Annotated in this window: 19 protein-coding genes and 1 pseudogene; 12 read left to right on the top strand and 8 right to left on the bottom strand. The window is 75.4% G+C overall.

All coding sequences use genetic code 11. The features are described 5' to 3' along the window. Positions 1-11: 11 nt before the first annotated feature. Entirely contained in the window at positions 12-563 is a 552-nt protein-coding gene (locus tag RM780_RS03385; RefSeq protein WP_311628916.1) for an arginine repressor, read from the top strand. Between the two features lie 45 nt (positions 564-608). Here RM780_RS03385 and RM780_RS03390 read toward each other — a convergent pair whose 3' ends face one another. Next, entirely contained in the window at positions 609-1694 is a 1086-nt protein-coding gene (locus RM780_RS03390; RefSeq protein WP_311628917.1) for a polyprenyl synthetase family protein, read from the bottom strand. A 311-nt stretch (positions 1695-2005) separates the two neighbouring features. Further along, positions 2006-2608: a pyridoxamine 5'-phosphate oxidase family protein gene (locus tag RM780_RS03395; protein WP_311628918.1), complete on the bottom strand. Its 603-nt coding sequence runs from the start codon at positions 2606-2608 to the stop codon at positions 2006-2008. Between the two features lie 161 nt (positions 2609-2769). Here RM780_RS03395 and RM780_RS03400 point away from each other — a divergent pair, with 161 nt between their 5' ends. Together RM780_RS03400 and argH are read left to right on the top strand one after the other, a co-directional pair. Continuing rightward, positions 2770-3966: an argininosuccinate synthase gene (locus RM780_RS03400; RefSeq protein WP_311628919.1), complete on the top strand. Its 1197-nt coding sequence runs from the start codon at positions 2770-2772 to the stop codon at positions 3964-3966. After that, positions 3963-5423 carry an argininosuccinate lyase gene (argH, locus tag RM780_RS03405; RefSeq protein ID WP_311628921.1) on the top strand — a complete coding sequence of 487 codons (1461 nt, stop codon included), beginning with the start codon at positions 3963-3965 and terminating at the stop codon, positions 5421-5423. Before RM780_RS03400 ends, argH begins: the two co-directional genes overlap by 4 nt. Here the strand turns inward: argH and RM780_RS03410 are convergent. From RM780_RS03410 to RM780_RS03420, 3 genes are all read right to left on the bottom strand, one after another. Further along, positions 5390-6277 carry a transglutaminase family protein gene (locus RM780_RS03410; protein ID WP_311628922.1) on the bottom strand — a complete coding sequence of 296 codons (888 nt, stop codon included), beginning with the start codon at positions 6275-6277 and terminating at the stop codon, positions 5390-5392. The two genes, argH and RM780_RS03410, sit on opposite strands and share 34 nt — an antisense overlap. Then, entirely contained in the window at positions 6274-7224 is a 951-nt protein-coding gene (locus tag RM780_RS03415; protein WP_311628948.1) for an alpha-E domain-containing protein, read from the bottom strand. Before RM780_RS03415 ends, RM780_RS03410 begins: the two co-directional genes overlap by 4 nt. Positions 7225-7300: 76 nt before the next feature. Then, positions 7301-8860 carry a circularly permuted type 2 ATP-grasp protein gene (locus RM780_RS03420; protein ID WP_311628923.1) on the bottom strand — a complete coding sequence of 520 codons (1560 nt, stop codon included), beginning with the start codon at positions 8858-8860 and terminating at the stop codon, positions 7301-7303. Between the two features lie 452 nt (positions 8861-9312). Between RM780_RS03420 and RM780_RS03425 the strand changes: the two genes are divergently transcribed. Continuing rightward, positions 9313-10287, top strand: coding sequence for an aldo/keto reductase (locus tag RM780_RS03425; RefSeq protein WP_311628924.1), 975 nt, complete (start codon positions 9313-9315; stop codon positions 10285-10287). Positions 10288-10893: 606 nt separating this feature from the next. Here RM780_RS03425 and RM780_RS03430 read toward each other — a convergent pair. Then, on the bottom strand, positions 10894-11574 hold the full coding sequence (locus tag RM780_RS03430) for a lysophospholipid acyltransferase family protein (protein ID WP_311628926.1): 681 nt from the start codon (positions 11572-11574) through the stop codon (positions 10894-10896). Positions 11575-11909: 335 nt separating this feature from the next. On the opposite strand from RM780_RS03430, the gene RM780_RS03435 reads away from it, so the two are divergent. Further along, the gene (locus RM780_RS03435; RefSeq protein WP_311628949.1) at positions 11910-13037 is read left to right on the top strand and encodes a glycerophosphodiester phosphodiesterase; all 1128 of its coding nucleotides are present in this window, start codon (positions 11910-11912) and stop codon (positions 13035-13037) included. A gap of 193 nt (positions 13038-13230) precedes the next feature. Next, complete coding sequence (locus tag RM780_RS03440; RefSeq protein ID WP_311628927.1) at positions 13231-13725, top strand: GNAT family N-acetyltransferase; 495 nt, start codon at positions 13231-13233, stop codon at positions 13723-13725. Positions 13726-13758: 33 nt separating this feature from the next. Here RM780_RS03440 and RM780_RS03445 read toward each other — a convergent pair whose 3' ends face one another. Together RM780_RS03445 and RM780_RS03450 are read right to left on the bottom strand one after the other, a co-directional pair. Beyond that, positions 13759-14253: a hypothetical protein gene (locus RM780_RS03445; protein WP_394812874.1), complete on the bottom strand. Its 495-nt coding sequence runs from the start codon at positions 14251-14253 to the stop codon at positions 13759-13761. Beyond that, positions 14225-14599, bottom strand: a complete 375-nt coding sequence (locus tag RM780_RS03450) for a hypothetical protein (protein ID WP_311628928.1) — start codon at positions 14597-14599, stop codon at positions 14225-14227. The genes RM780_RS03445 and RM780_RS03450 overlap by 29 nt, the downstream gene beginning before the upstream one ends. 391 nt (positions 14600-14990) lie before the next feature. Between RM780_RS03450 and RM780_RS03455 the strand changes: the two genes are divergently transcribed. The 6 genes and pseudogenes from RM780_RS03455 to RM780_RS03480 all read left to right on the top strand — a co-directional run. Further along, positions 14991-16139, top strand: a complete 1149-nt coding sequence (locus RM780_RS03455) for a methionine ABC transporter ATP-binding protein (protein ID WP_311628929.1) — start codon at positions 14991-14993, stop codon at positions 16137-16139. Further along, complete coding sequence (locus RM780_RS03460; RefSeq protein ID WP_311628930.1) at positions 16136-16807, top strand: methionine ABC transporter permease; 672 nt, start codon at positions 16136-16138, stop codon at positions 16805-16807. Before RM780_RS03455 ends, RM780_RS03460 begins: the two co-directional genes overlap by 4 nt. A 64-nt stretch (positions 16808-16871) precedes the next feature. Next, positions 16872-17747: a MetQ/NlpA family ABC transporter substrate-binding protein gene (locus tag RM780_RS03465; RefSeq protein ID WP_311628931.1), complete on the top strand. Its 876-nt coding sequence runs from the start codon at positions 16872-16874 to the stop codon at positions 17745-17747. Between the two features lie 146 nt (positions 17748-17893). Further along, positions 17894-18496, top strand: a complete 603-nt coding sequence (locus tag RM780_RS03470) for a GNAT family N-acetyltransferase (RefSeq protein WP_311628932.1) — start codon at positions 17894-17896, stop codon at positions 18494-18496. 81 nt (positions 18497-18577) lie between these two features. Continuing rightward, positions 18578-19828: a precorrin-6y C5,15-methyltransferase (decarboxylating) subunit CbiE gene (gene cbiE, locus RM780_RS03475; RefSeq protein ID WP_311628933.1), complete on the top strand. Its 1251-nt coding sequence runs from the start codon at positions 18578-18580 to the stop codon at positions 19826-19828. Positions 19829-19986: 158 nt separating this feature from the next. Further along, positions 19987-20328: pseudogene (locus tag RM780_RS03480) on the top strand (hypothetical protein); the annotation flags it as partial.

Consider the following 20328-nt stretch of genomic DNA (forward strand, 5'->3'; position numbering starts at 1 on the left):
AGAGAGGGAGCATGAGCGAGCAGCGCCAGCCGAACGGCCCCTCCGTACCGCAGACCCGCACCGCCCGGCACCGCCGGATCGTGGACATCCTCAACCGGCAGCCCGTCCGCTCCCAGAGCCAGCTGGCCAAGCTGCTGGCCGACGACGGGCTGAGCGTCACCCAGGCGACGCTCTCCCGGGACCTCGACGAGCTGGGCGCGGTGAAGATCCGCAACACCGGCGGCGAGCTGATCTACGCCGTGCCCAGCGAGGGCGGCTTCCGCACGCCCCGGGCGCCGCTGGGGGAGTCGGCCAAGGAGGAGCGGATGGCCCGGCTGGCGGGCGAGCTGCTGATCTCGGCCGAGGCCTCCGCGAACCTGGTGGTGCTGCGCACCCCGCCCGGGGCCGCGCAGTTCCTCGCCTCCTCGATCGACCAGGCGGAGGTGCACCAGATCCTGGGCACCATCGCCGGGGACGACACCGTGCTGCTGATCAGCCGCGACCCGCTGGGCGGGCAGCCGCTGGCCGACCACCTGCTGCGGCTGGCGCAGAAGCAGAAGGAGGCGGAGCAGCCGGACGGCTGACGCCGCGCCGGCCCCCGCGTCCGCCCGGCCCCCGCGTCCGCCCGGTCAGCGGTCGCGGTGGCAGGCCAGCCGGGCCAGCGCCGCCAGGCTCTCGGCCGCCCCCGGCGCGGGCTCCGCCGCGGCCAGGCACTCCAGCGCCAGCCGCAGCTCCTCCTCCGCCGCCCGCTCCGCCCAGGCCCGCCCGCCGGCCTCCTCCACCAGCGCCGCCAGGTGCGCGGTCTCGGCCGGGTCGCCCTCTGCCCGGCGCCCGGCGGGGCCCGCCGGTCCCGGCTCCGGCCCGCCCTTGCCGTACGCCTCGGCCAGCCGCCGGGCCGCCGGGGTCCCGGAGTCCAGGGCCGCCACCACCGGCAGGCTCTTCTTCCGGCTGGCCAGGTCCGCCCCGGCCGGCTTCCCGGTCACCGCCGGGTCGCCCCAGATGCCCAGCAGGTCGTCCGCGAGCTGGAACGCCATGCCCAGGTGGCTGCCGAACCGCCGCAGCGCCTCGGTGCGGTCGGCCGAGCCGCCGGCCCACAGGGCCCCCAGCGCGCAGGCGCAGGCCAGCAGCGCGGCGGTCTTGCGCTCGGTCATCGCCAGGCACTCCACGAGCGTGACGTGCTCGCGCTCCTCGAAGGAGATGTCCGTCTGCTCGCCCTCGATCAGCCGGGTGGTCGCCTCGCTGAGCCAGCGTAAGCCGGTGGCCGTGGCCAGCCGGCCGGGCTGCCCGGTGAGCACGCGCCCGGCGTGCACCAGCAGCGCGTCCCCGGCCAGCAGCGCCGAGGCGGTGCCGAAGACCGTCCAGGCCGTGGCCCGGTGCCTGCGGGTGGTGTCGCCGTCGAGGATGTCGTCGTGCAGCAGCGAGAAGTTGTGCACCAGCTCCACCGCGACCGCCGGGGCCAGCGCGTCCTCGGGCCGCCCGCCCACGGCCGCCGCGCAGCCCAGGACCAGGGCCGGCCGCAGCGCCTTCCCGGCCGGGGCGTCCGAGGGGCGGCCGTCCCGGTCGGTCCAGCCGAAGTGGTACGAGGCGACGCGGGCCACGGGCGCGGGCAGCTCGTGCACGGACGCCCGCAGCGCCGGGTCCAGCAGGACCCGGGTCTCGCGCAGGGCGGCCAGCGCGGTGCGCCGGTCGCTTCCGGTGTCGGGAACGGTGGTCACGCGGGCGCCTCCGTCCTGGCCTGGGCCATCGCCGGCGACTCCGGGTGAACGGACATGGGCAGCACTCCCCTTACCGGTCGCTGAACGCTGCTGATGCCGGACAGCTTGGCCGGTGGGGAGCGCCACAGGAACGGCGCGTTCCGCCGCGTGCGCACGCCCCGTCGCGCCGTTCGCGCCCTTCGCCCCCGATGCGCGGCGCTGACCTGGCGTTCTGCGCCGGGGGGAGCAACCGTGAGCCGGGCGATGGCGGCCCTAACCACCCGTTCGAGTGAAGACGCGGCCGGGTGGCCGGGAGGGAATCGCGACCCCGCTCAGGCCCCCGGCGGGGCGGGCGGGGTCGGGGGCAGCGGCAGCGGGAGCCCCGGCAGCCCGTCCAGGCTGGTGCCCACGTGCTCCTTGCCCTGGAAGTACGCGTCCAGCGTCTCGTCCGTCTCCCGCGCGAACCGCGAGGCGTGCAACGGCCGTTCCCCCGCGTAGTCCATGAACGGGACGGCGTAGCCGCAGGTGTCCCGGATCAGCTCGGCGCGCACCACGATCACGGCCCGCAGCCCGTGGTTCCCCGTCCGCACGCCGGGGAAGCGCTCCACCAGCCCCGGGAAGCGCGGGTCGTCCCGGAAGACGGGCTCGCCCCGCCCGTGGACGCGCACGATGGTGGGCGGGCCGGAGAAGGCGCACCACATCAGGGTGATCCGGCCGTTCTCCCGCAGGTGGGCGATGGTCTCGGCGTTGCTCCCGGCGAAGTCCAGGTAGGCCACCGTCAGCGGGTCCAGCACGGCGAAGGAGCCCGACACGCCCTTGGGGGAGAGGTTCACCGTCCCCTCGGCGGTCAGCGGGGCGGTGGCGGTGAAGAAGACGGGCTGCTCCTCGATGAACGTCCGCAGCCGGCCCTCGATGCGCGCGTAGGTCTTCCCCATGGCCCGCAGTATCGCCCCCGGCGCCCCGGCGGCGGCACCGATTTACCGGCGCCGGGGCCCGAGAGCGCCGTCGGATCGCCGTCGGATCGCCGTCGGATTGACGAGGCATGCGGAACCCTGCATACTTATTCCAGTCAGTGCATGCTTCCTGAGGAGTCACCGTGACCCAGCGCGTCGTACTCGCCTACTCCGGCGGACTGGACACCTCCGTCTGCATCGGCTGGATCGCCGAGGCGACCGGCGCCGAGGTCGTCGCCGTCGCCGTCGACGTCGGCCAGGGCGGCGAGAGCCTGGACGTCATCCGCAAGCGTGCGCTGGACTGCGGCGCGGTCGAGGCCGAGGTGGTGGACGCCAAGGACGAGTTCGCCAACGAGTACTGCCTGCCCGCGATCCAGGCCAACGCCCTCTACATGGACCGCTACCCCCTGGTCTCCGCCCTCTCCCGGCCCCTGATCGTCAAGCACCTGGCCGCCGCCGCCCGGAAGCACGGCGCGGACACCGTCGCCCACGGCTGCACCGGCAAGGGCAACGACCAGGTCCGCTTCGAGGCCGGCATCGCCTCCCTGGCCCCCTCCCTCACCTGCATCGCCCCGGTCCGCGACTACGCCATGACCCGGGACAAGGCCATCGCCTTCGCGGAGGAGAAGGGCCTGCCGATCGCCACCACCAAGAAGTCCCCGTACTCCATCGACGCCAACGTCTTCGGCCGCGCCATCGAGACGGGCTTCCTGGAGGACATCTGGAACGCGCCGATCGAGGACATCTACGAGTACACCCAGGACCCCGCCGCCCCCCGCGAGGCCGACGAGGTGGTCATCACCTTCCGCCAGGGCGTGCCCGTCGCGCTCGACGGCCGCGAGGTCACCCCGCTCCAGGCCATCGCCGAGCTGAACGAGCGGGCCGGCGCGCAGGGCGTGGGCCGGATCGACATGGTCGAGGACCGCCTGGTCGGCATCAAGTCCCGCGAGGTGTACGAGGCCCCGGGCGCCATCGCCCTGATCACCGCCCACCAGGAGCTGGAGAACGTCACGGTCGAGCGCGAGCTGGCCCGCTACAAGCGGCAGGTCGGGCAGCGCTGGTCCGAGCTGGTCTACGACGGCCAGTGGTACTCCCCGCTGAAGCGGGCCCTGGACGGCTTCGTCCGCGAGGCCAACCAGCACGTCAGCGGCGACATCCGGATGACCCTGCACGGCGGCCGGGCCGTCGTCACCGGCCGGCGCTCCGAGGAGTCGCTGTACGACTTCAGCCTGGCCACCTACGACACCGGCGACACCTTCGACCAGTCGCTCTCCAAGGGCTTCATCGAGATCTTCGGCATGTCCGGCAAGATCGCCGCCCGCCGGGACCAGAGCCGGTGACGGCCCAGGCAGGGGGCAACGACGGCCTGCGGCTGTGGGGCGGACGCTTCGCGCACGGCCCGGCCGAGGCCCTGGAGCGGCTGAGCGCCTCCGTCCACTTCGACTGGCGCCTGGCCCCTTACGACATCGCCGGCTCCCGGGCCCACGCCCGGGTGCTGCGCCGCGCCGGGCTGCTGACCGAGGAGGAGCTGGAGCGGATGCTGGCCGGCCTGGACCGGCTGGCCGCGGACGTGGCGGACGGGACGTTCACCGGCACCCTCGCGGACGAGGACGTGCACACCGCCCTGGAGCGCGGCCTGCTGGAGCGGCTGGGCCCCGAGCTGGGCGGCAAGCTGCGCGCCGGCCGCTCCCGCAACGACCAGGTCGCCACCCTCTTCCGGATGTACCTGCGCGACCACGCCCGGCTCCTCGGCGGCCTCATCGCGGACCTCCAGGAGGCGCTGATCGCCCTGGCCGACGCCCACCCGGACGTCGCCATGCCCGGCCGCACGCACTTCCAGCACGCCCAGCCCGTCCTCTTCGCCCACCACGTCCTCGCCCACGTCCAGGCCCTGTCCCGGGACGCCGAGCGGCTGCGGCAGTGGGACGCGCGCACCGCCGTCTCGCCCTACGGCTCCGGCGCCCTGGCCGGCTCCTCGCTGGGTCTGGACCCGGAGGCGGTCGCCCGCGACCTCGGCTTCGGCGGCGGCTCGGCGGCCAACTCCATCGACGGCACGGCCTCCCGGGACTTCGCCGCAGAGTTCGCGTTCGTCACCGCCATGATCGGCGTGGACCTCTCGCGCATCGCGGAGGAGGTCATCGTGTGGAACACCAAGGAGTTCTCCTTCGTGACGCTGCACGACGCGTTCTCCACCGGCAGCTCGATCATGCCGCAGAAGAAGAACCCGGACATCGCCGAGCTGGCCCGGGGCAAGTCCGGCCGCCTCATCGGCAACCTCACCGGTCTGCTGGCCACCCTCAAGGCCCTCCCGCTCGCCTACAACCGCGACCTCCAGGAGGACAAGGAGCCGGTCTTCGACTCCTGCGACCAGCTGGAGGTGCTGCTGCCGGCATTCACCGGGATGCTCGCCACCCTCACCGTCCACGGGGAGCGGATGGCCGAGCTGGCCCCGGCCGGGTTCTCGCTGGCCACCGACATCGCGGAGTGGCTCGTCAAGCGGGGCGTGCCGTTCCGCGACGCCCACGAGATCGCGGGCGAGTGCGTCAAGGTCTGCGAGTCCGAGGGCATCGAGCTCGACCGGCTCACCGACGAGCAGTTCGCCAAGATCTCCCCGCACCTCACCCCGGGCGTGCGCGAGGTCCTGACCGTGCGGGGCTCCCTGGCGGCCCGCGACGCCCGGGGCGGCACCGCCCCGGCCGCCGTCGCCGTCCAGCTCGGCGAGGCCAAGGCGGACCTGGCCCGCCAGCGCGAGTGGGTCGCCGCCTACGCGAGCCGGGTGAACTCCACCTCCACCTGAGGCGGGCCGCTCGGGGCGCCGTGGTAGACGCCCTTGTGCGGCACCACGTCCCCGTACTCCCGCCCCCGGGCCACCACCACGTGCGACTCCCCGGCCCGGGCGCGGTTGGTCGGGTCGTACGCCACCCAGCCGCCCGCCCAGTACTCGACCCAGGCGTGGCTCTCCCCGGCCACCGGCCGGTGCGGGGGCGCGTCCGGGTCCGGGTGCAGGTAGCCCGAGACGTACCGGGCCGGCAGCCCGACCCGGCGCAGCAGGGCCACCGTCAGGTGCGTGATGTCCTGGCACACGCCCGCCTGCTGTTCCCACGCCTCCTGAGCGCCGGTGTGCACGCCGGTGCTTCCCGCAAGGTACGCCACCCGGTCGCGCACCAGCCCGGCCACCGCCAGCGCCGCCTCGTGCGGCCCGAGACCGGCCGCCGCCTCCCGGGCGCGCGCCACCGGCTCCTCGCCCACCGCCGTGCGCGGGGTGGGCAGCCCGAACTCCGCCAGCTTCGAGGCCTCCAGCAGCCTCGCGATCTCCTCCCACCCCGGCTCGGCGGGAAGCGGCGGCGGGGGAGCGGTCTCCACCAGGCTGGTGGCGACGATCAGCAGCGACTCGTGCGGCTCCATCAGGTCGAAGGCCGTCACCTGCGTGCCCCAGTAGTCCCAGTAGCTCCACGGGGCAACGCCCGGGGCGATGTCGATCCGCGCGTCCAGCGCCGTCTGCGCGGGCAGGGTCAGCGGCGTCATCCGCAGCTCGTTGTGCGAGGAGGCCGCGCGCCCGTCGTAGACGACCCGGGTCGCGTGCCGGATCTTCAGCCGCCGCCCCGGGGCGCCCCCGGCGGCGGTCCCGGCCCACTCGGTGCTCGCGCTCACACGCCCTCCTGCGACCAGGTCACGGGGCCGTCGAACGGGAAGTACCGCTCGGCCACGGCCCGCGCCGACTCCGTGCACGCCTCCTGCAAGTCCCGCAGCAGGCCCGGCAGTCCGTTCCGCAGGACCTCCGGGTCCAGATATTCGAGGCGCGTGCGCATCCGCCCCACCGGCAGCAGCGCCGGGTCCCGGCGGCCGTACGCGTCCCCGCCGCGCCGCTGGTCGCCCAGCGCCGCGAGGCACGCCTCGGCCGTGCTCAGCGCGTGCAGCACCGAGCGCGGGAAGTCCCGGCTCAGCAGCAGGAAACCGGCCACGCTCGCCGAGTCCCCCGCCCGGCCCCCGTGGGCCCGCAGGAACGATTCGTCCGCGCCGCTGGCGTTCAGCAGCGTCGGCCAGTCCGGGGCGTGCACCGCCGCCAGCACCCGCACCGCCAGCAGCCGCGCCGTCATGTCCACCCGCTCCAGGCTCCGGCCCAGCACCACGAACCGCCAGCCGTCGTCCCGGTTCATCGTCGAGTCCGCCAGGCCGAAGAACAGCGCCGCCCGGCTGCGCACCAGCCCCAGGTAGGCGTGCGGGCCGGTGCGGCGGGCCGCCGCGCGCAGCTCCGTCAGGCCGTGCCAGGTGGAGTTCAGGCACTCCCACATCTCCGTGGAGACCACCTCCCGCGCCCGGCGGGCGTTCTCCCGCGCCGCGCCCAGCGCCCCCTCGATCGCCCCGCCCCCCGCCCGGTCGAACGCCAGCCGCTCCAGCACCTGGTCGATGTCGCAGGGCCGCACCGGGTCCGCGGCCACGCCCAGGATCGCGTGCAGGGAGCGGCAGGCCGCGTCCTCGTCGCTCCAGGGGTCCTCCAGCAGCCGGTGCAGGTAGGCGTCCAGGATGCGCGCGGTGTCGTCCGCCCGCTCCACGTAACGCCCCGTCCAGAACAGCGACTCCGCGATCCGCGAGAGCATCACCTGCGTGGTCACTGCGCCTCCTCGGTGTATCCCGGGCTTCGCCCGGCGGGGCCCCCACGCGGGGGAGCGACGCTCACTGCGCCCCCTCCTGCTGCGCCGCGGCCGGTCCCAGCTCGCGCGGCACCACGCCGCGGGCCGGGGGCAGGGTGCGCCCCGCCGCGATGGCGGCGAACAGCGAACGGCCCGCCGCGCCGTGCCCGCGGTACCGGGGCAGCACCCAGGTGTCCTTGGAGCCGCCGCCCTGGCTGGAGTTGACCACCAGGTTCCCCTCCCCGAGCGCCACGCGGGTCAGCCCGCCGGGCAGCAGCCAGACGTCGCCGCCGTCGTTGACCGCGAACGGCCGCAGGTCGATGTGGCGCGGCGCCACGCCGCCCCCGGCCAGGGTCGGGGAGGTGGACAGCCGCACCGGCCGCTGGGCGATCCAGCCGCGCGGGTCCGCGGTCAGCGCCCGCCGCAGGCGTTCCAGCGTGGGCCGGTCCGCCTGCGGGCCGATGACGATGCCGGCCCCGCCCGCGCCGTCCACCGGCTTGATCACCAGCCGGTCCAGCTGGTCGAGCACGGCCTCGAGCTGCCCGGGATCCTCCAGGCGGTAGGTCTCGACGTTCGGCAGCAGCGGCTCCTCGCCCAGGTAGTAGCGGATGAGGTCGGGCACGTAGGTGTAGAGCAGCTTGTCGTCCGCGATGCCGTTGCCCACCGCGTTGGCCAGGGTGACGTGCCCGGCCCGGGCCGCCGTCATGATGCCGGGGCAGCCGATCAGCGAATCGGGCCGGAAGTGCAGCGGGTCGAGGAACTCGTCGTCGATGCGGCGGTAGACCACGTGCACCGGCACCTCCCCGCGCGTGGTCCGCATCCGCACCCGGGTGCCCGAGCACACCAGGTCCCGGCCCTCCACGAGCTGCACGCCCATCAGCCGTGCCAGCAGGGCGTGTTCGAAGTAGGCCGCGTTGTGCACGCCGGGGCTGAGCACCACGACCACCGGGTCGTCCGTGCCCTCGGGGGCCGCGGCCCGCAGCGCGGCCAGCAGCCGCTGCGGGTACTCGTCCACCGGCCGCACCGGTGCCTCCGCGAACAGCGAGGGGAAGACCCTGGTCATCGCCCGCCGGTTCTCGATCACATACGAAACTCCCGAGGGGATGCGGACGTTGTCCTCCAGCACCCGGAAGCCGCCGTCCACGTCCCGCACCAGGTCCACGCCCGCGACGTGGACGCGCACCCCGTTGGGCGGCTCCACGCCGTGCGCCGCGCGGTGGTAGTGCGGCGAGGAGTGCAGCAGCCGGTAGGGCACCACGCCGTCCTCGAAGACCTGGCAACGGCCGTACGCGTCGCCCAGGTACGCCTCCAGCGCCCGCACGCGCTGGCGCACCCCCCGCGTGAGGGTGTCCCACTCCGCCGCGTCCAGGATGCGCGGCACGAGGTCGAGCGGGAACGGCCGCTCCTCCCCGGCGTGCGCGTAGGTCACGCCCCGGTCGGTGAACGACCGCGCCATCTGCTCCGCCCGGAAGGCGAGATCCGACGCGTCGAGCGGCTGGAGGGCGGCGAAGACCGGCTCATAGGCCGCCCGCACGACTCCGGGCCGTTCGAACATCTCATCCCACGCGTCCGCGAGTGCATACGAGTCGAAAACGTCCGCCATGACGTGACGGTAGGCGACGGGCGTTTCACGACCGTGTCCACGATGCTTCCGGAAACGGGCCGCGCGTCCCGGCTTCCGCCGGGGCCCACCGGGGTCCCGCTGCCTCGGCCGCGCCTACGCGGCGTCGCGCTGCCGTCCCGGGGCCTTGCCCGCGGCGAGCCGAAGGGCACGGGCCGGAAGGCGGCCGGCACCGGGCCGGCTCGCCCAGGGGGCAACGCCCGCGCGGCGCAGGGCGGATCAGCTACCGCGCGGTGGCCGGGGCCGCACGCAGGGGGCTCACCCGGGCCCGCCGGGCGACCGGTGACCGTCGGGGCGAGCAGCCGGCGCCGCGCCCGGTGGGGCCCCGCCCCCCCCGCCGGGTGGGCCCGTCCCTGCCGGCTCCCGGCCTCGTGCCGGGAGCCGGGTAGCGTGGGGGTGCACCGGCAAGCCGCACGTTCGCGAGGTCAGCACCCATGGCGTTCACCCGTTTCAGCTCCCAGGACACGCCGGCCGCGCGGATCGGGCTGGGGCTCGCGGCCGTGGGGCGGCCCGGGTACATCAACCTCGGGCGCGAGCGCGACCTGCCGGCCGGGCGCAGCCCGGAGGCGCTGCGGGAGCGCAGCCACCGGCTGCTGGACGCCGCGTACGCCGCGGGCGTGCGCTACCTCGACGCGGCCCGCTCCTACGGGCGGGCCGAGGAGTTCCTGGCCGGGTGGCTGGACGCGCGGCCCGGGCCCGCCGCCGAGGTGGTCGTCGGCAGCAAGTGGGGCTATACCTACACCGCCGACTGGCGCCCCGACGCGGAGGTCCACGAGGTCAAGGACCACGGCGCGGCCACCTTCGACCGGCAGTACGCCGAGACCCGCGCCCTGCTGGGGGACCGGCTCGACCTGTACCAGATCCACTCGGTGACGCCCGACAGCCCGGCGCTGAACGACCCGGCGGTGCTGGAGCGCCTGGCCGCCCTCGCCGCGCGCGGCGTCAGCGTCGGCCTCTCCACCAGCGGGCCCGCGCAGGCCGAGGCGATCCGCGCCGCGCTGGCCGTGCGGGTGGACGGGCGGCCGCTGTTCGGCACCGTGCAGTCCACGTACAACCTGCTGGAGACCTCGGCCGGGCCCGCGCTGGCCGAGGCGCACGCGGCGGGGCTGACGGTGATCGTCAAGGAGGGCATGGCCAACGGCCGCCTCGCCCCGCCGTCCGCGCCGCCCGCGCTGCGCGAGGTCGCCGCAGAGCTGGGCACCACGACCGACGCGGTGGCCCTGGCCGCCGTGCTGCACCGCCCCTGGACCGGCATCGTCCTCTCGGGCGCGGCCACCCTCCCCCAACTGGCCGACAACCTGGCAGCCGCGGCCCTCCCTTTGGAGGGCCGTCACCTCTCCGCCCTGGCACGCCTCGCCGAGCCCCCTGCGGCCTACTGGGCCCATCGCGGCTCGCTGCCCTGGGCGTGAGCCGCCCACGCTGACCGCGCACGACGGCCGTCGCTACCGGCGCAGCGTCCCGCCTGGGGCGACGGCGCGCGTGCGCGTGCAGCGCGCGCTGCTCCCGGATACTCGTGCCGGTGGCCGTTCCCGGCCTGCGGGAGGGGGTGGGCGCCCCCGCGGCGTCGGGCTCGTGCCCGGGGCGACGGCGCGTGTGCGGGCGGCGCGTGGTGCTCCCGGCCGCCTCATGCCGGCGGCCTTCCCACGCCTGTGGGCCGAGGTGGTTTGCGCGGGTCGCGCGGCGTGAAGCCGGCGGCCACCCTCCGTCCGCGGGGACGGCACGCTGTGCCTGCCCGGGGCCGGCGTAGCGCCCGCGTGTGGCGGGGCCGGCGGCCTGCGGGCGGCGCCTCGTGCCCGCCCGGGCCGAGGTGGTGCCCGCGTGTGGCGGGCCAGCGTGCCCTGGCCGGGGCCGGCAGCCCCGCCGCCAGGCGGCGTCCGGTCGTTGGCTCGCCCCGGGGGCGGCGCACGCGCGAGCGGTGCGCTCCGGGGCGGCGCCCCGTTCACACGGGGGCGCGCGGCGCAGCCCCGTGCGGGGCCTGCGAGGCCCCGCCCGGCAGGGCACAGGCGCGGCAGCGCCTACGCGGCCTTCACCTTGGTGGCGTACATGTCGACGTACTCCTGGCCCGAGAGCCGCATCACCTCGGTCATCACCTCGTCGGTGACGGCGCGCAGGACGTAGCGGTCGCGGTCCATGCCCTCGTAGCGGGAGAAGTCCAGCGGCTCCCCGAAGCGGACCGTGATCCGGCGGCCGGGGCCCACGCGCGGCAGGCCGCGCCCGCCCGGCTGCACCCGGTCCGTGCCGATCATCGCGAAGGGCACCACCGGCGCCCCCGTCATCAGCGTCAGCCGCGCGATGCCGGTGCGGCCCCGGTAGAGGCGGCCGTCGGGGGAGCGGGTGCCCTCGGGATAGATCCCGAAGACCTTTCCCTCCTCCAGGATGCGGCGGCCCGTCATCAGCGCGGCCACGCCGCCGTGGCCGCCGTCCCGGTCCACCGGGACCATGCCGACGGCCGTGAAGAACCACGCCATCAGCCGCCCCTTGAGGCTGCGGCCGGTGACGTACTCGTCCTTGCCGATGAAGAACACCTGCCGCTCCATCGTCAGCGGCAGGATGATCGAGTCGATGAAGGTCAGGTGATTGCCGGCCAGGATCACCGGGCCGGACCCGGGAACCCGCTCGCCCCCCTCGACCCGCGGCCGGAAGAACAGCTTCAGCAGCGGGCCGAGCAGCACCTTCAACAGCACGAAACGGGACAACTTCCCCTCCGGTCGGTCATGGGCACGGGAGCCACGAGCATGCCTAGGGACGATACTCGCGCCTCCTCCCGCCTCGCGCACCGGGTTCACACGGCGGATACTCAGTTTTGACGTGGCTTCGCCGGGCGTTCTCCCGCGCGTCCCCGCCCGGACCCGGCCGCCTCCCTACGATCGGCCCGATCCGGCCCCGCCCCACGCGGGTGCGCCGGCCCGACACGAGCGCAGGAGTCACCATGGCAGAGGTTCCGGTGGACAGAGCCCGCCGCACGGCGACGGCCCAGGACCGCACCGCCCCCGAGGGGGACGGCGCACGCCGCGCCCCGGCCCGGCGGACGATGCTCGGCGCCGCCGTCGCGGGCGCCGGCGCGGCCACCCTCCTCACCGGCACCGCGCCCGCCGCCTCCGCGGCCGGCCGCCCGGCCTCCGCGCCCGCCGCCCGCCGCGGCCCGCGCGACCTGCCCCGCCCCACCGTGATCGCCCACCGCGGCGCGTCGGGCTACCGCCCCGAGCACACCCTGGGCTCCTACCGGCTCGGCCTCGACCACGGCGCCCACGTCATCGAGCAGGACCTCGTGCCCACGCGCGACGGCCACCTGGTGTGCCGCCACGAGAACGAGATCTCCGGCACCACCGACGTCGCCGACCACCCCGAGTTCGCGCGCCGGCGCACCACCAAGACGGTGGACGGCCAGTCCATCACCGGCTGGTTCACCGAGGACTTCACGCTCGCGGAGCTGAAGACCCTGCGCGCCGTCGAGCGCGTTCCCGACCAGCGCCCGCACAACACCCTCTACAACGGCCGCTGGGCCGTCCCCAGCTTCGAGGAGGTGCTGCGCTGGGCCCAGGAGCAGGGCCGCGAGCGCGGGCGCCCGGTGTGGCTGTACACCGAGACCAAGCACCCCACCTACTTCCGCTCCATCGGCCTGGGCCTTGAGGAGCCGCTGGCCCGCCTCCTGCGCCGCTTCGGCCTGCACCGGGCGAGTTCGCCCCTGCTGCTGCAGTCCTTCGAGCCCACCAGCATGGAGCGGATGGCCGAACTCGTGGACACCCCGCGGGTCGTCCTCTTCTCCTCCGCCGACTCCCGCCCCTGGGACCTGCGGTCCGCGGGCGACCCGCGCACCGTCGCCGACCTCGTCACCCCCCGCGGGCTGGAGGAGATCGCCGAGTACGCCCAGGGCATCGGCCCCACGCTCGACCTGGTCATCCCGCGCCGCTCCGACGGCAGCCTCGGCGAGCCGACCCGCCTGGTGCGGGACGCCCACGGCGCGGACCTCCTCGTTCACCCCTACACGGTGCGCAACGAGAACCGCTACCTGCCCGCCGAGTTCCGCCGCGGCACCGACCCGCACGCCTGGGGCGACGTGTTCGGCGCCCTGCGCGCCTGGTTCGCCACCGGCATCGACGGCGTCTTCGCCGACCACCCCGACACCGCGCTCCTCGCCGCCTCCGACGCCCGCGACTGAGCGCGACCGGGGGACGCCGCCGAGTCGTGAATCTCACAGGCGAGTTGACTCCGCGGCGTTCCCCGCGCCGGGCCCCACGCAGCAGAATGTGCACGGCGCGGGCCCGCTCGCGCCGTCAGGGCTACAACCGGCCGGCCGCGCGACCCTCCGCCGACGCGCCCCGGTCCGAGACCTCGCTTGGAGGCGTGTGCACATGGGCATGAGCGTCACGATCGGGAACGCGACCGGCCAGGACGCCGAGCAGATCCTCAAGCTCCAGTACCTCTGCTACCAATCCGAGGCCGAACTGTACGGCGACTACTCCCTGGAGCCGCTCACCCAGACCCTGGACGCGCTGCGGGAGGAGATCGACTCCACCTGCGTCCTGGTCGCCCGGCTCGGCCCGGAGGTCGTCGGCTCGGTGCGCGGGCGGGTCGACGCCGACGGCACGGCCGAGATCGCCCATCTCATCGTGCACCCCCGGATGCAGCGCCACGGCCTCGGCGGCCGGCTGCTGGCCGCCGTCGAGGAACGCCTGACGGCCGAGCGCGCCGCCGCCCGCTACCGCCTCTTCACCGGCCACCGCAGCGCCGGCAACCTCCGCCTCTACCGCCGCCTCGGCTACGCCCAGGTCGCCACCGAGGAGGTATCCCGCCACCTGCGCCGCGTCACCCTGGAGAAGGAGGCCCCGCGGAGTCTGGCCGCCTAGCCGGCCCCGCCGCTCCCGGGCCGGGGCCCGGGTCTACCGCTCCCGGGCCCCGGCCCGGGAGCGGCGCAGCCACAGCAGGCCGGTCACGGGCAGGATCAGCGGGAGGAAGAGGTACCCCATGCCGTAGTCCGACCACACCGTGGCGTCGGGGAACGCCGAGGGATCCGCCAGCGTCCACGTCCCCACGGTCAGCACCCCGGCCAGCTCCGCCGCGCAGGCCGCCCGCGCCGCCCGCCGCGCCCGCTCGCCGCCGCGTACCAGCGAGACGGTGATGAACGCGTACACCAGCGCCGCGGCGGCCGAGAGCAGGTAGGCCAGCGGGGCCTCCTCGAACCGCGTCGAGAGCTGGTACACCGAACGCGAGGCCGCGCCCACGGTGAAGACGCCGTACAGCGTCACCAGCAGCCGGCCCGGCCCCTCGCGCAGCCGACGGGCGCCTCCCGTGCCGCCCGTCGCCGGCTCGCCGGCCGTTCCTTTCGCGCGCCCCGCCGCGATCCGCTCAGCCACCGGTCCCTCCCGCCCACACATCCGCCAGCCGCAGCTCCAGCGCCGCCAGCACCACCGCGCCCGCCGCCACCGTCGCCGACCCCCAGCGGGAGCGTTCGCCCAGCGACACGATCCCCACCACGGGCAGGCACAGCACCACCGAGATCAGGTAGGACACGAACAGGGCCGTCCCGCCGCCTTCCGGGCGCTCCCCGGAGCCGAGGCGGGCCAGCGACACGACGAGCTGGGCCAGGGTGAGCAGCAGCACCACCGCCATCCCGGCGTAGTGCCAGTCCTTGACCGGCTGGTCCCGGAAGGCCGCGTAGCCGCACCAGGCGGCCAGCAGCAGGGCGGTCCCGGCGACCGCGACCGTCAGCGGCGTGAGCATGCGCCGACTCTAACGGGGCCGCCGCCGCCCTCCGTCCCCCGGTCCCGCCGGCCGCCCCCGCGTGGCCTTGACCACAGCGTTCGTCCTCGGGGGAAACACTCCCGGCACGTCTGTTTTACTTGAGCGCATGACCACGACGAGCAGCCGCCCGCAGACGGCCGAGGCAGTGCGCGTGCCCGGTTCCGGCTGTCGCTGTCGTTGTCGAATGTGTGAACGCTGAGGGCCCCCGTCCGAGCGATCCCGCGCCCCGAAGCGATCCCCGGCACCCGGCTCTGCCGCGCCGTGCCCGCGCGCTCCCTCCCGTTTCCCCGTCCCCGCCCCGCGGGGACGCGCCCCGTGCCCGGCCGCGCCCACCCTCGCCGTGCCCGGCACCCGACCCCACGGAAACCAAGTGATCACGACCACGGACCTCACCAAGGTCTACCGCTCGCGAGGCCGCGACATCGCGGCCGTCGACGGCGTCAGCCTCCACGTCGAACCCGGCGAGGTCTACGGCGTCATCGGCCGCAGCGGGGCGGGCAAGTCCACCCTCATCCGCTGCCTCAACCTCCTGGAACGCCCCACCTCCGGCACCGTGACCGTGGACGGGCAGGACCTCACCGCCCTCGCCGGCCGCGGCTCCCGCGCCGGGCGCCCCCTGCGCCGGGCCCGCACCGGCATCGGCATGATCTTCCAGCACTTCAACCTGCTGTCCTCGCGGACCGTGCAGGGCAACGTCGAACTGCCGCTGGAAATCCTCGGCCTCACCCGCCGCGAGCGCCGCCGCAAGGCCCTCGACCTGCTCGACCTCGTCGGCCTGGCCGAGCGCGCCCGCGCCTACCCCGCGCAGCTCTCCGGCGGCCAGAAGCAGCGCGTCGGCATCGCCCGCGCCCTCGCGGGCGACCCCAAGGTGCTGCTCTCCGACGAGGCGACCTCCGCCCTCGACCCGGACACCACCCGCTCCGTGCTGCGCCTGCTGCGCGACCTCAACCAGCGCCTCGGCCTGACCGTCCTGCTCATCACCCACGAGATGGACGTCGTCAAGACCGTGTGCGACTCCGCCGCTCTGATGGAGGGCGGGCGCATCCTCGAATCCGGCCGCGTCCACGACCTGCTGGCCACCCCCGGCTCGCGCCTGGCCCGGGAGCTGTTCCCCTTCGGCGGAGAGGCGGGCGCGGACGCCGGGGCCGCGGAGGGGCCCGTCACCGTCCTCGACCTCACCTTCCACGGCGAGGGCGCCGCGCGGCCCGTGGTCTCCCGGCTCGCCCGCGCCCACGACGCGGACGTCTCCATCCTCGGCGCCGCGCTCGACACCGTCGCCGGACGCCAGATCGGCCGGATGCGCATCCAGCTGCCCGGCCGCCCCGAGGAGAACGCCGCCGCCCTCGCCTTCCTGCGCGAGCAGGGCCTCACCGTGGAAACGGCCGGCCCGCCCATCGCCGGGCCCCCCGGCACGCTGCTGGACAAGCCCCCCGCGCAGGCCGCCGCCCCGGACGCGGAGGCCGCCCCGGCGCCCGGGGCCCCCGGCACCGCCGGGTCCGCGAGGGAGGACGTTCGATGACCTGGGACGAGATGCGGCCCCTGCTGGAGCAGGGGACGATCGACACGCTCTACATGGTCGGCTGGGCCACGGTCTACGCCGTGCTCGGCGGCCTGCCCATCGGCGTTCTGCTGGTCCTCACCGACCGCGGCGGCCCGCTGGCCAACGTCGTCGCCAACCGCGTCCTCGGCGTGGTCGTCAACATCGGCCGCTCGCTGCCGTTCATCATCCTGCTGGTGGCGCTGATCCCGTTCACCCGCTTCGTCGTCGGCACCGCCGTCGGCCCCACGGCCGCCGTCGTGCCGCTGGCCATCGGCGCCGTCCCCTTCTTCGCCCGGCTCGTGGAGACCGCCGTCCGCGAGGTCGACCACGGCCTGGCCGAGGCCGCCCACGCCATGGGCGGCGGCACCTGGACCGTCGTGCTGAAGGTGCTGCTGCCCCAGGCCCTGCCCTCCCTCGTCGCCGGGCTGACCACCACGGTCATCGCCCTCATCGGCTACTCGGCCATGGCCGGGGCCGCGGGCGGCGGCGGCCTGGGCACCCTCGCCCTCACCTACGGCTACCAGCGCTTCGAGGACGGCTTCATGCTCGTCACCGTCCTCGTCCTCATTCTGATCGTCACCGCCGTCCAGCTCCTGGGCGACGGCGCGATCCGGCTGCTGCGCCGCCGCGAGCGCACGGGCACCTGACCCGCGCCCCGGCGCCCACCCCACCCCCATCTCACGGAAACGACAGGAAACGAAAGGCACCCTCGTGCGCACTCCCCGCAGGACCGGATCCCTGCTCGCGGCCTCCGCCGGCATCGCCCTGACCCTCGCCCTCGCCGCCTGCGGCACCGACTCCGACCCGGAGACCGGGGGCAACGGGGGCGGCGGCGAGAGCCCCGACGCGAGCGAGCCGCTGAGCGTCGCGGCCAGCCCCACCCCCCACACCCGCATCCTGGAGTACGTCCGCGACAACCTCGCCGAGGACGCCGGACTCGACCTGGAGATCCGCGAGTTCACCGACTACGTCCTGCCCAACACCGCCGTGGACAGCGGCGAGGTGGACGCCAACTTCTTCCAGCACCGCCCCTACCTGGACGACTTCAACGCCAACCAGGGCACCGACGTCGTGCCGGTCGTCAACGTCCACCTGGAGCCGCTGGGCCTCTACTCCTCCTCGCTGGACGACGTCGCCGCCCTGGGCGAGGGCGACACCGTCGCCGTCCCCAACGACGCCACCAACGAGGGCCGCGCCCTCGCCCTGCTGGCCGACAACGGCGTGATCGAGCTGCGCGAGGGCGTCGGCGCCGAGGCCACCCTGGCCGACATCACCGACGGCGGCGGCCTGGAGTTCCAGGAGCTGGCCGCCGAGACCCTGCCGCGCTCCCTGGAGGACTTCGACGCTGCCGTCATCAACGGCAACTTCGCCATCGAGGCCGGCCTCGCCCCCGCCGAGGACGCCCTGGCGCTGGAGGAGGCCGAGGGCAACCCCTACGCCAACTTCCTCGCCGTCCGCGCCGGCAACGAGGACGACCCGCGCGTGCGTACCCTCGCCGAGCTGCTGAACTCCGAGGAGGTGCGGCAGTTCATCGAGGACACCTTCGACGGCTCCGTCATCCCGGCGTTCGGGACTCCCGCTTCCTGACGCCCCGTCCGTCCACCGGCGGGGCGGCGGCGCCCGCCACCCCACGCCACCCGCCCTGGCCCCGGCCGCCGTGCCGGGGCCCGGCGGCGCGTCCCGGTCACGGATGCTGCATGCTGTCCCCTCAGACCTCTGGCAGGGAGCGGCACATGACACTCACCTTCCCCGACATCTCCATCCAGACGGACCGTCTGCTGCTGCGGGCGTTCGAGGAGGCCGACATCCCGGAGCTGGCGGCGATGATGAGCGACGACCTGAGCGTCACCTGGACCTCGGTCCCCATTCCCTACACCAATGCCGAGGCCCGCGACTGGATCGGCCGCCGCGCCCCCGCCGAGCGCACCAGCGGGCGCGGCATCGTGCTGGCCGTCACCGAGAGCATGACCCACCGCCTCGTCGGCAGCGTTCACCTGCGCAACACCGACTGGCGCACCCTCTCCACCGAGGCCGGGTACGTCGTCGCCCCCTGGGCCAGAGGCGAGGGCTACGCGGCCGAGTCCGTCCAGGCCGTCGCCCAATGGCTGTTCAGAGACCAGAAGTTCGAACGCCTGGAGATCCGCACCGCCGCCGGCAACACCGCCTCGCAGCAGGTCGCCCAGAAGATCGGCTGCGTCAGCGAGGGCGTCCTGCGCAACGCGCTCATAGTCCGCTCCCGCACCGAGGACGGCCGCTGGACCGACATCCGCACCGACCTCATCGTCTGGGGCCTGCTGCCCGAGGATCTCGAAGACCTCGGGGACCTGGCGGCCTGAGAACGCCCCCGGCCGCGCCGCCCGCGCACGGTAGGCTCTTCGCCGTTCCCCCACTGCGAGCACTCCAGGAGCGCCCGGACCATGGCCGACCGCGTCACCGTGATCGGATGGGACGGCTCACCGCTCGACCCGCACGCCCGCGCCGCCCTCCAGGCGGCCACCCTGGTGGCCGGAGCCCCCCGCCACCTCGCCCTCCCCGACGTGCCGCCCGCCGCCGAACGCGTCCGGCTCGGCAGCGTCCCGCTGGCCGCCGGCCGCATCGCCGCCCACCGCGGCAGCGCCGTCGTCATCGCCGACGGCGACCCCGGCTTCTTCGGCGTCGTCCGCGCCCTGCGCGACCCCGCCCACGGCCTGGAGGTGGAGGTCGTTCCGGCCGTCTCCGCCGTCGCCGCCGCCTTCGCCCGCGCCGGCATGCCCTGGGACGACGCCCGCGTCGTCGTCGCCAACCGCCGCACCCTGCGCCGCGCCGTCAACGTCTGCCGCGCCCACCCCAAGGTCGCCGTCCTCACCTCGCCCGGCGCCGGCCCCGCCGAGATCGCCCTGCTCCTGGGCCCGGTGGCGCGCACCTTCGTCATCTGCGAATCGCTGGGCACCGACCAGGAGCGCGTCTCGGTCCTCACCTCCGACACCGTCTCCCAGCACCGCTGGACCGATCCCAACATCCTGCTGGTCATCGGCGGCGCCGGCGCGGCCCGGGACACCGGCGGCGGCTGGCTGGCCGGCCGCGACCCCTCGGACGGTGAACGGCCCCCCGGCTGGGGCCTGGACGACGCCGCCTACGCCGCCGTTCCGGCCGGCGCCGCGTCCGCCTCAGGGAATCCGGGCGAGGGCGGGGGGCGGCGGCTGCGCGCCCTGCAACTCGCCGCCCTGGGCCCCCGGCCCGGAGACCTGCTGTGGGACGTCGGCACCGGCAACGGCCTGCTGGCCGTGGAGGCCGCCGGGCTCGGCGCCGCGGTCATCGCCGTGGACCGCGACGCGCGCGCCTGCGAACGGGCCGCAACGACCGCCCGCCGCCTGGGCGTTCAGCTCCAGACCGCCCACGGCGCCGCGCCGCAGGTGCTCGACGGGCTGCCCGAGCCCGACGCCATCCGCATCGGCGGCGGCGGCCCCCGCGTGCTGACCGCCTGCGCCGACCGCAGGCCCCGGCGCCTGGTCACCCACGTCCTGACCCGCGACCGGGCCGAGGAGGCCGGCCGGGTCCTGACCACCGCGGGCTACACGGTCGAGTGCACGCTGGTGCAGACGGTCGAACTCGACGTCCACGACTGGTCGGAAAGCGGCCGGTCCGTTGTGTTTCTGGTCACCGCCGCCCGGGTGCCTGCCCCTTCGTGACAGACCCGGATCATCCGGGCGCGCGCCACGCACCCGCGAACGGGGCGCGGCGGCGCCCCGGGTAGGCTCATGGATCGTTGTGCCGTCGGCCGGACTTGATGTTTCGTCCGTCAATGTCCGGAGTGGGAAGGAGCACGAGCGATGGGTGAGGTGCGCGCATGACGGACACCGAGCCGGTCTACCCGGGCGAGCCGGAGGAGGAGGACCTGCTGATGCCCGGCGCCAGCGGCGCCTGGGGCGACGGGGTCGTCGCCCCCCGCCCGCCGGCCCCGCGACCCACGGCCACCCCCACCGAACCGGAGTACCTGGACATCCCCGCCGACCAGCCCCTTCCCCCGTCCGCGCCGGAGGGCGTTCCCCCGCCCGAGGCGCCCGCCGCCGCCTCGCTGCCCGTTCCCGCCCCGGGCCCGCCCGCCCCCGCGCCCGCGCCCGCCGGTCCCGCCCCGGCACCGCCCGCGCCCGCCCCCGCCCCGGCCGCCGCCGGCGGCCCGCCCGCCCCC

Origin of the sequence: Streptomyces boetiae (genome assembly GCF_031845405.1) — a bacterium.
GTDB classification, from domain to species: Bacteria; Actinomycetota; Actinomycetes; order Streptomycetales; family Streptomycetaceae; genus Streptomyces; species Streptomyces boetiae.

Excerpts from the sequence above, each read along its gene's own strand:
- cbiE (WP_311628933.1), top strand. The coding sequence starts at position 18,578 with ATGGCCGACCGCGTCACCGTGATCGGATGGGACGGCTCACCGCTCGAC.
- RM780_RS03450 (WP_311628928.1), bottom strand. The coding sequence starts at position 14,599 with ATGCTCACGCCGCTGACGGTCGCGGTCGCCGGGACCGCCCTGCTGCTG.
- RM780_RS03415 (WP_311628948.1), bottom strand. The coding sequence starts at position 7,224 with ATGCTCTCGCGGATCGCGGAGTCGCTGTTCTGGACGGGGCGTTACGTG.
- RM780_RS03420 (WP_311628923.1), bottom strand. The coding sequence starts at position 8,860 with ATGGCGGACGTTTTCGACTCGTATGCACTCGCGGACGCGTGGGATGAG.
- RM780_RS03445 (WP_394812874.1), bottom strand. The coding sequence starts at position 14,253 with ATGTGTGGGCGGGAGGGACCGGTGGCTGAGCGGATCGCGGCGGGGCGC.
- RM780_RS03425 (WP_311628924.1), top strand. The coding sequence starts at position 9,313 with ATGGCGTTCACCCGTTTCAGCTCCCAGGACACGCCGGCCGCGCGGATC.
- RM780_RS03385 (WP_311628916.1), top strand. The coding sequence starts at position 12 with ATGAGCGAGCAGCGCCAGCCGAACGGCCCCTCCGTACCGCAGACCCGC.
- RM780_RS03440 (WP_311628927.1), top strand. The coding sequence starts at position 13,231 with ATGGGCATGAGCGTCACGATCGGGAACGCGACCGGCCAGGACGCCGAG.
- RM780_RS03435 (WP_311628949.1), top strand. The coding sequence starts at position 11,910 with ATGCTCGGCGCCGCCGTCGCGGGCGCCGGCGCGGCCACCCTCCTCACC.
- RM780_RS03395 (WP_311628918.1), bottom strand. The coding sequence starts at position 2,608 with ATGGGGAAGACCTACGCGCGCATCGAGGGCCGGCTGCGGACGTTCATC.
- RM780_RS03470 (WP_311628932.1), top strand. The coding sequence starts at position 17,894 with ATGACACTCACCTTCCCCGACATCTCCATCCAGACGGACCGTCTGCTG.
- RM780_RS03460 (WP_311628930.1), top strand. The coding sequence starts at position 16,136 with ATGACCTGGGACGAGATGCGGCCCCTGCTGGAGCAGGGGACGATCGAC.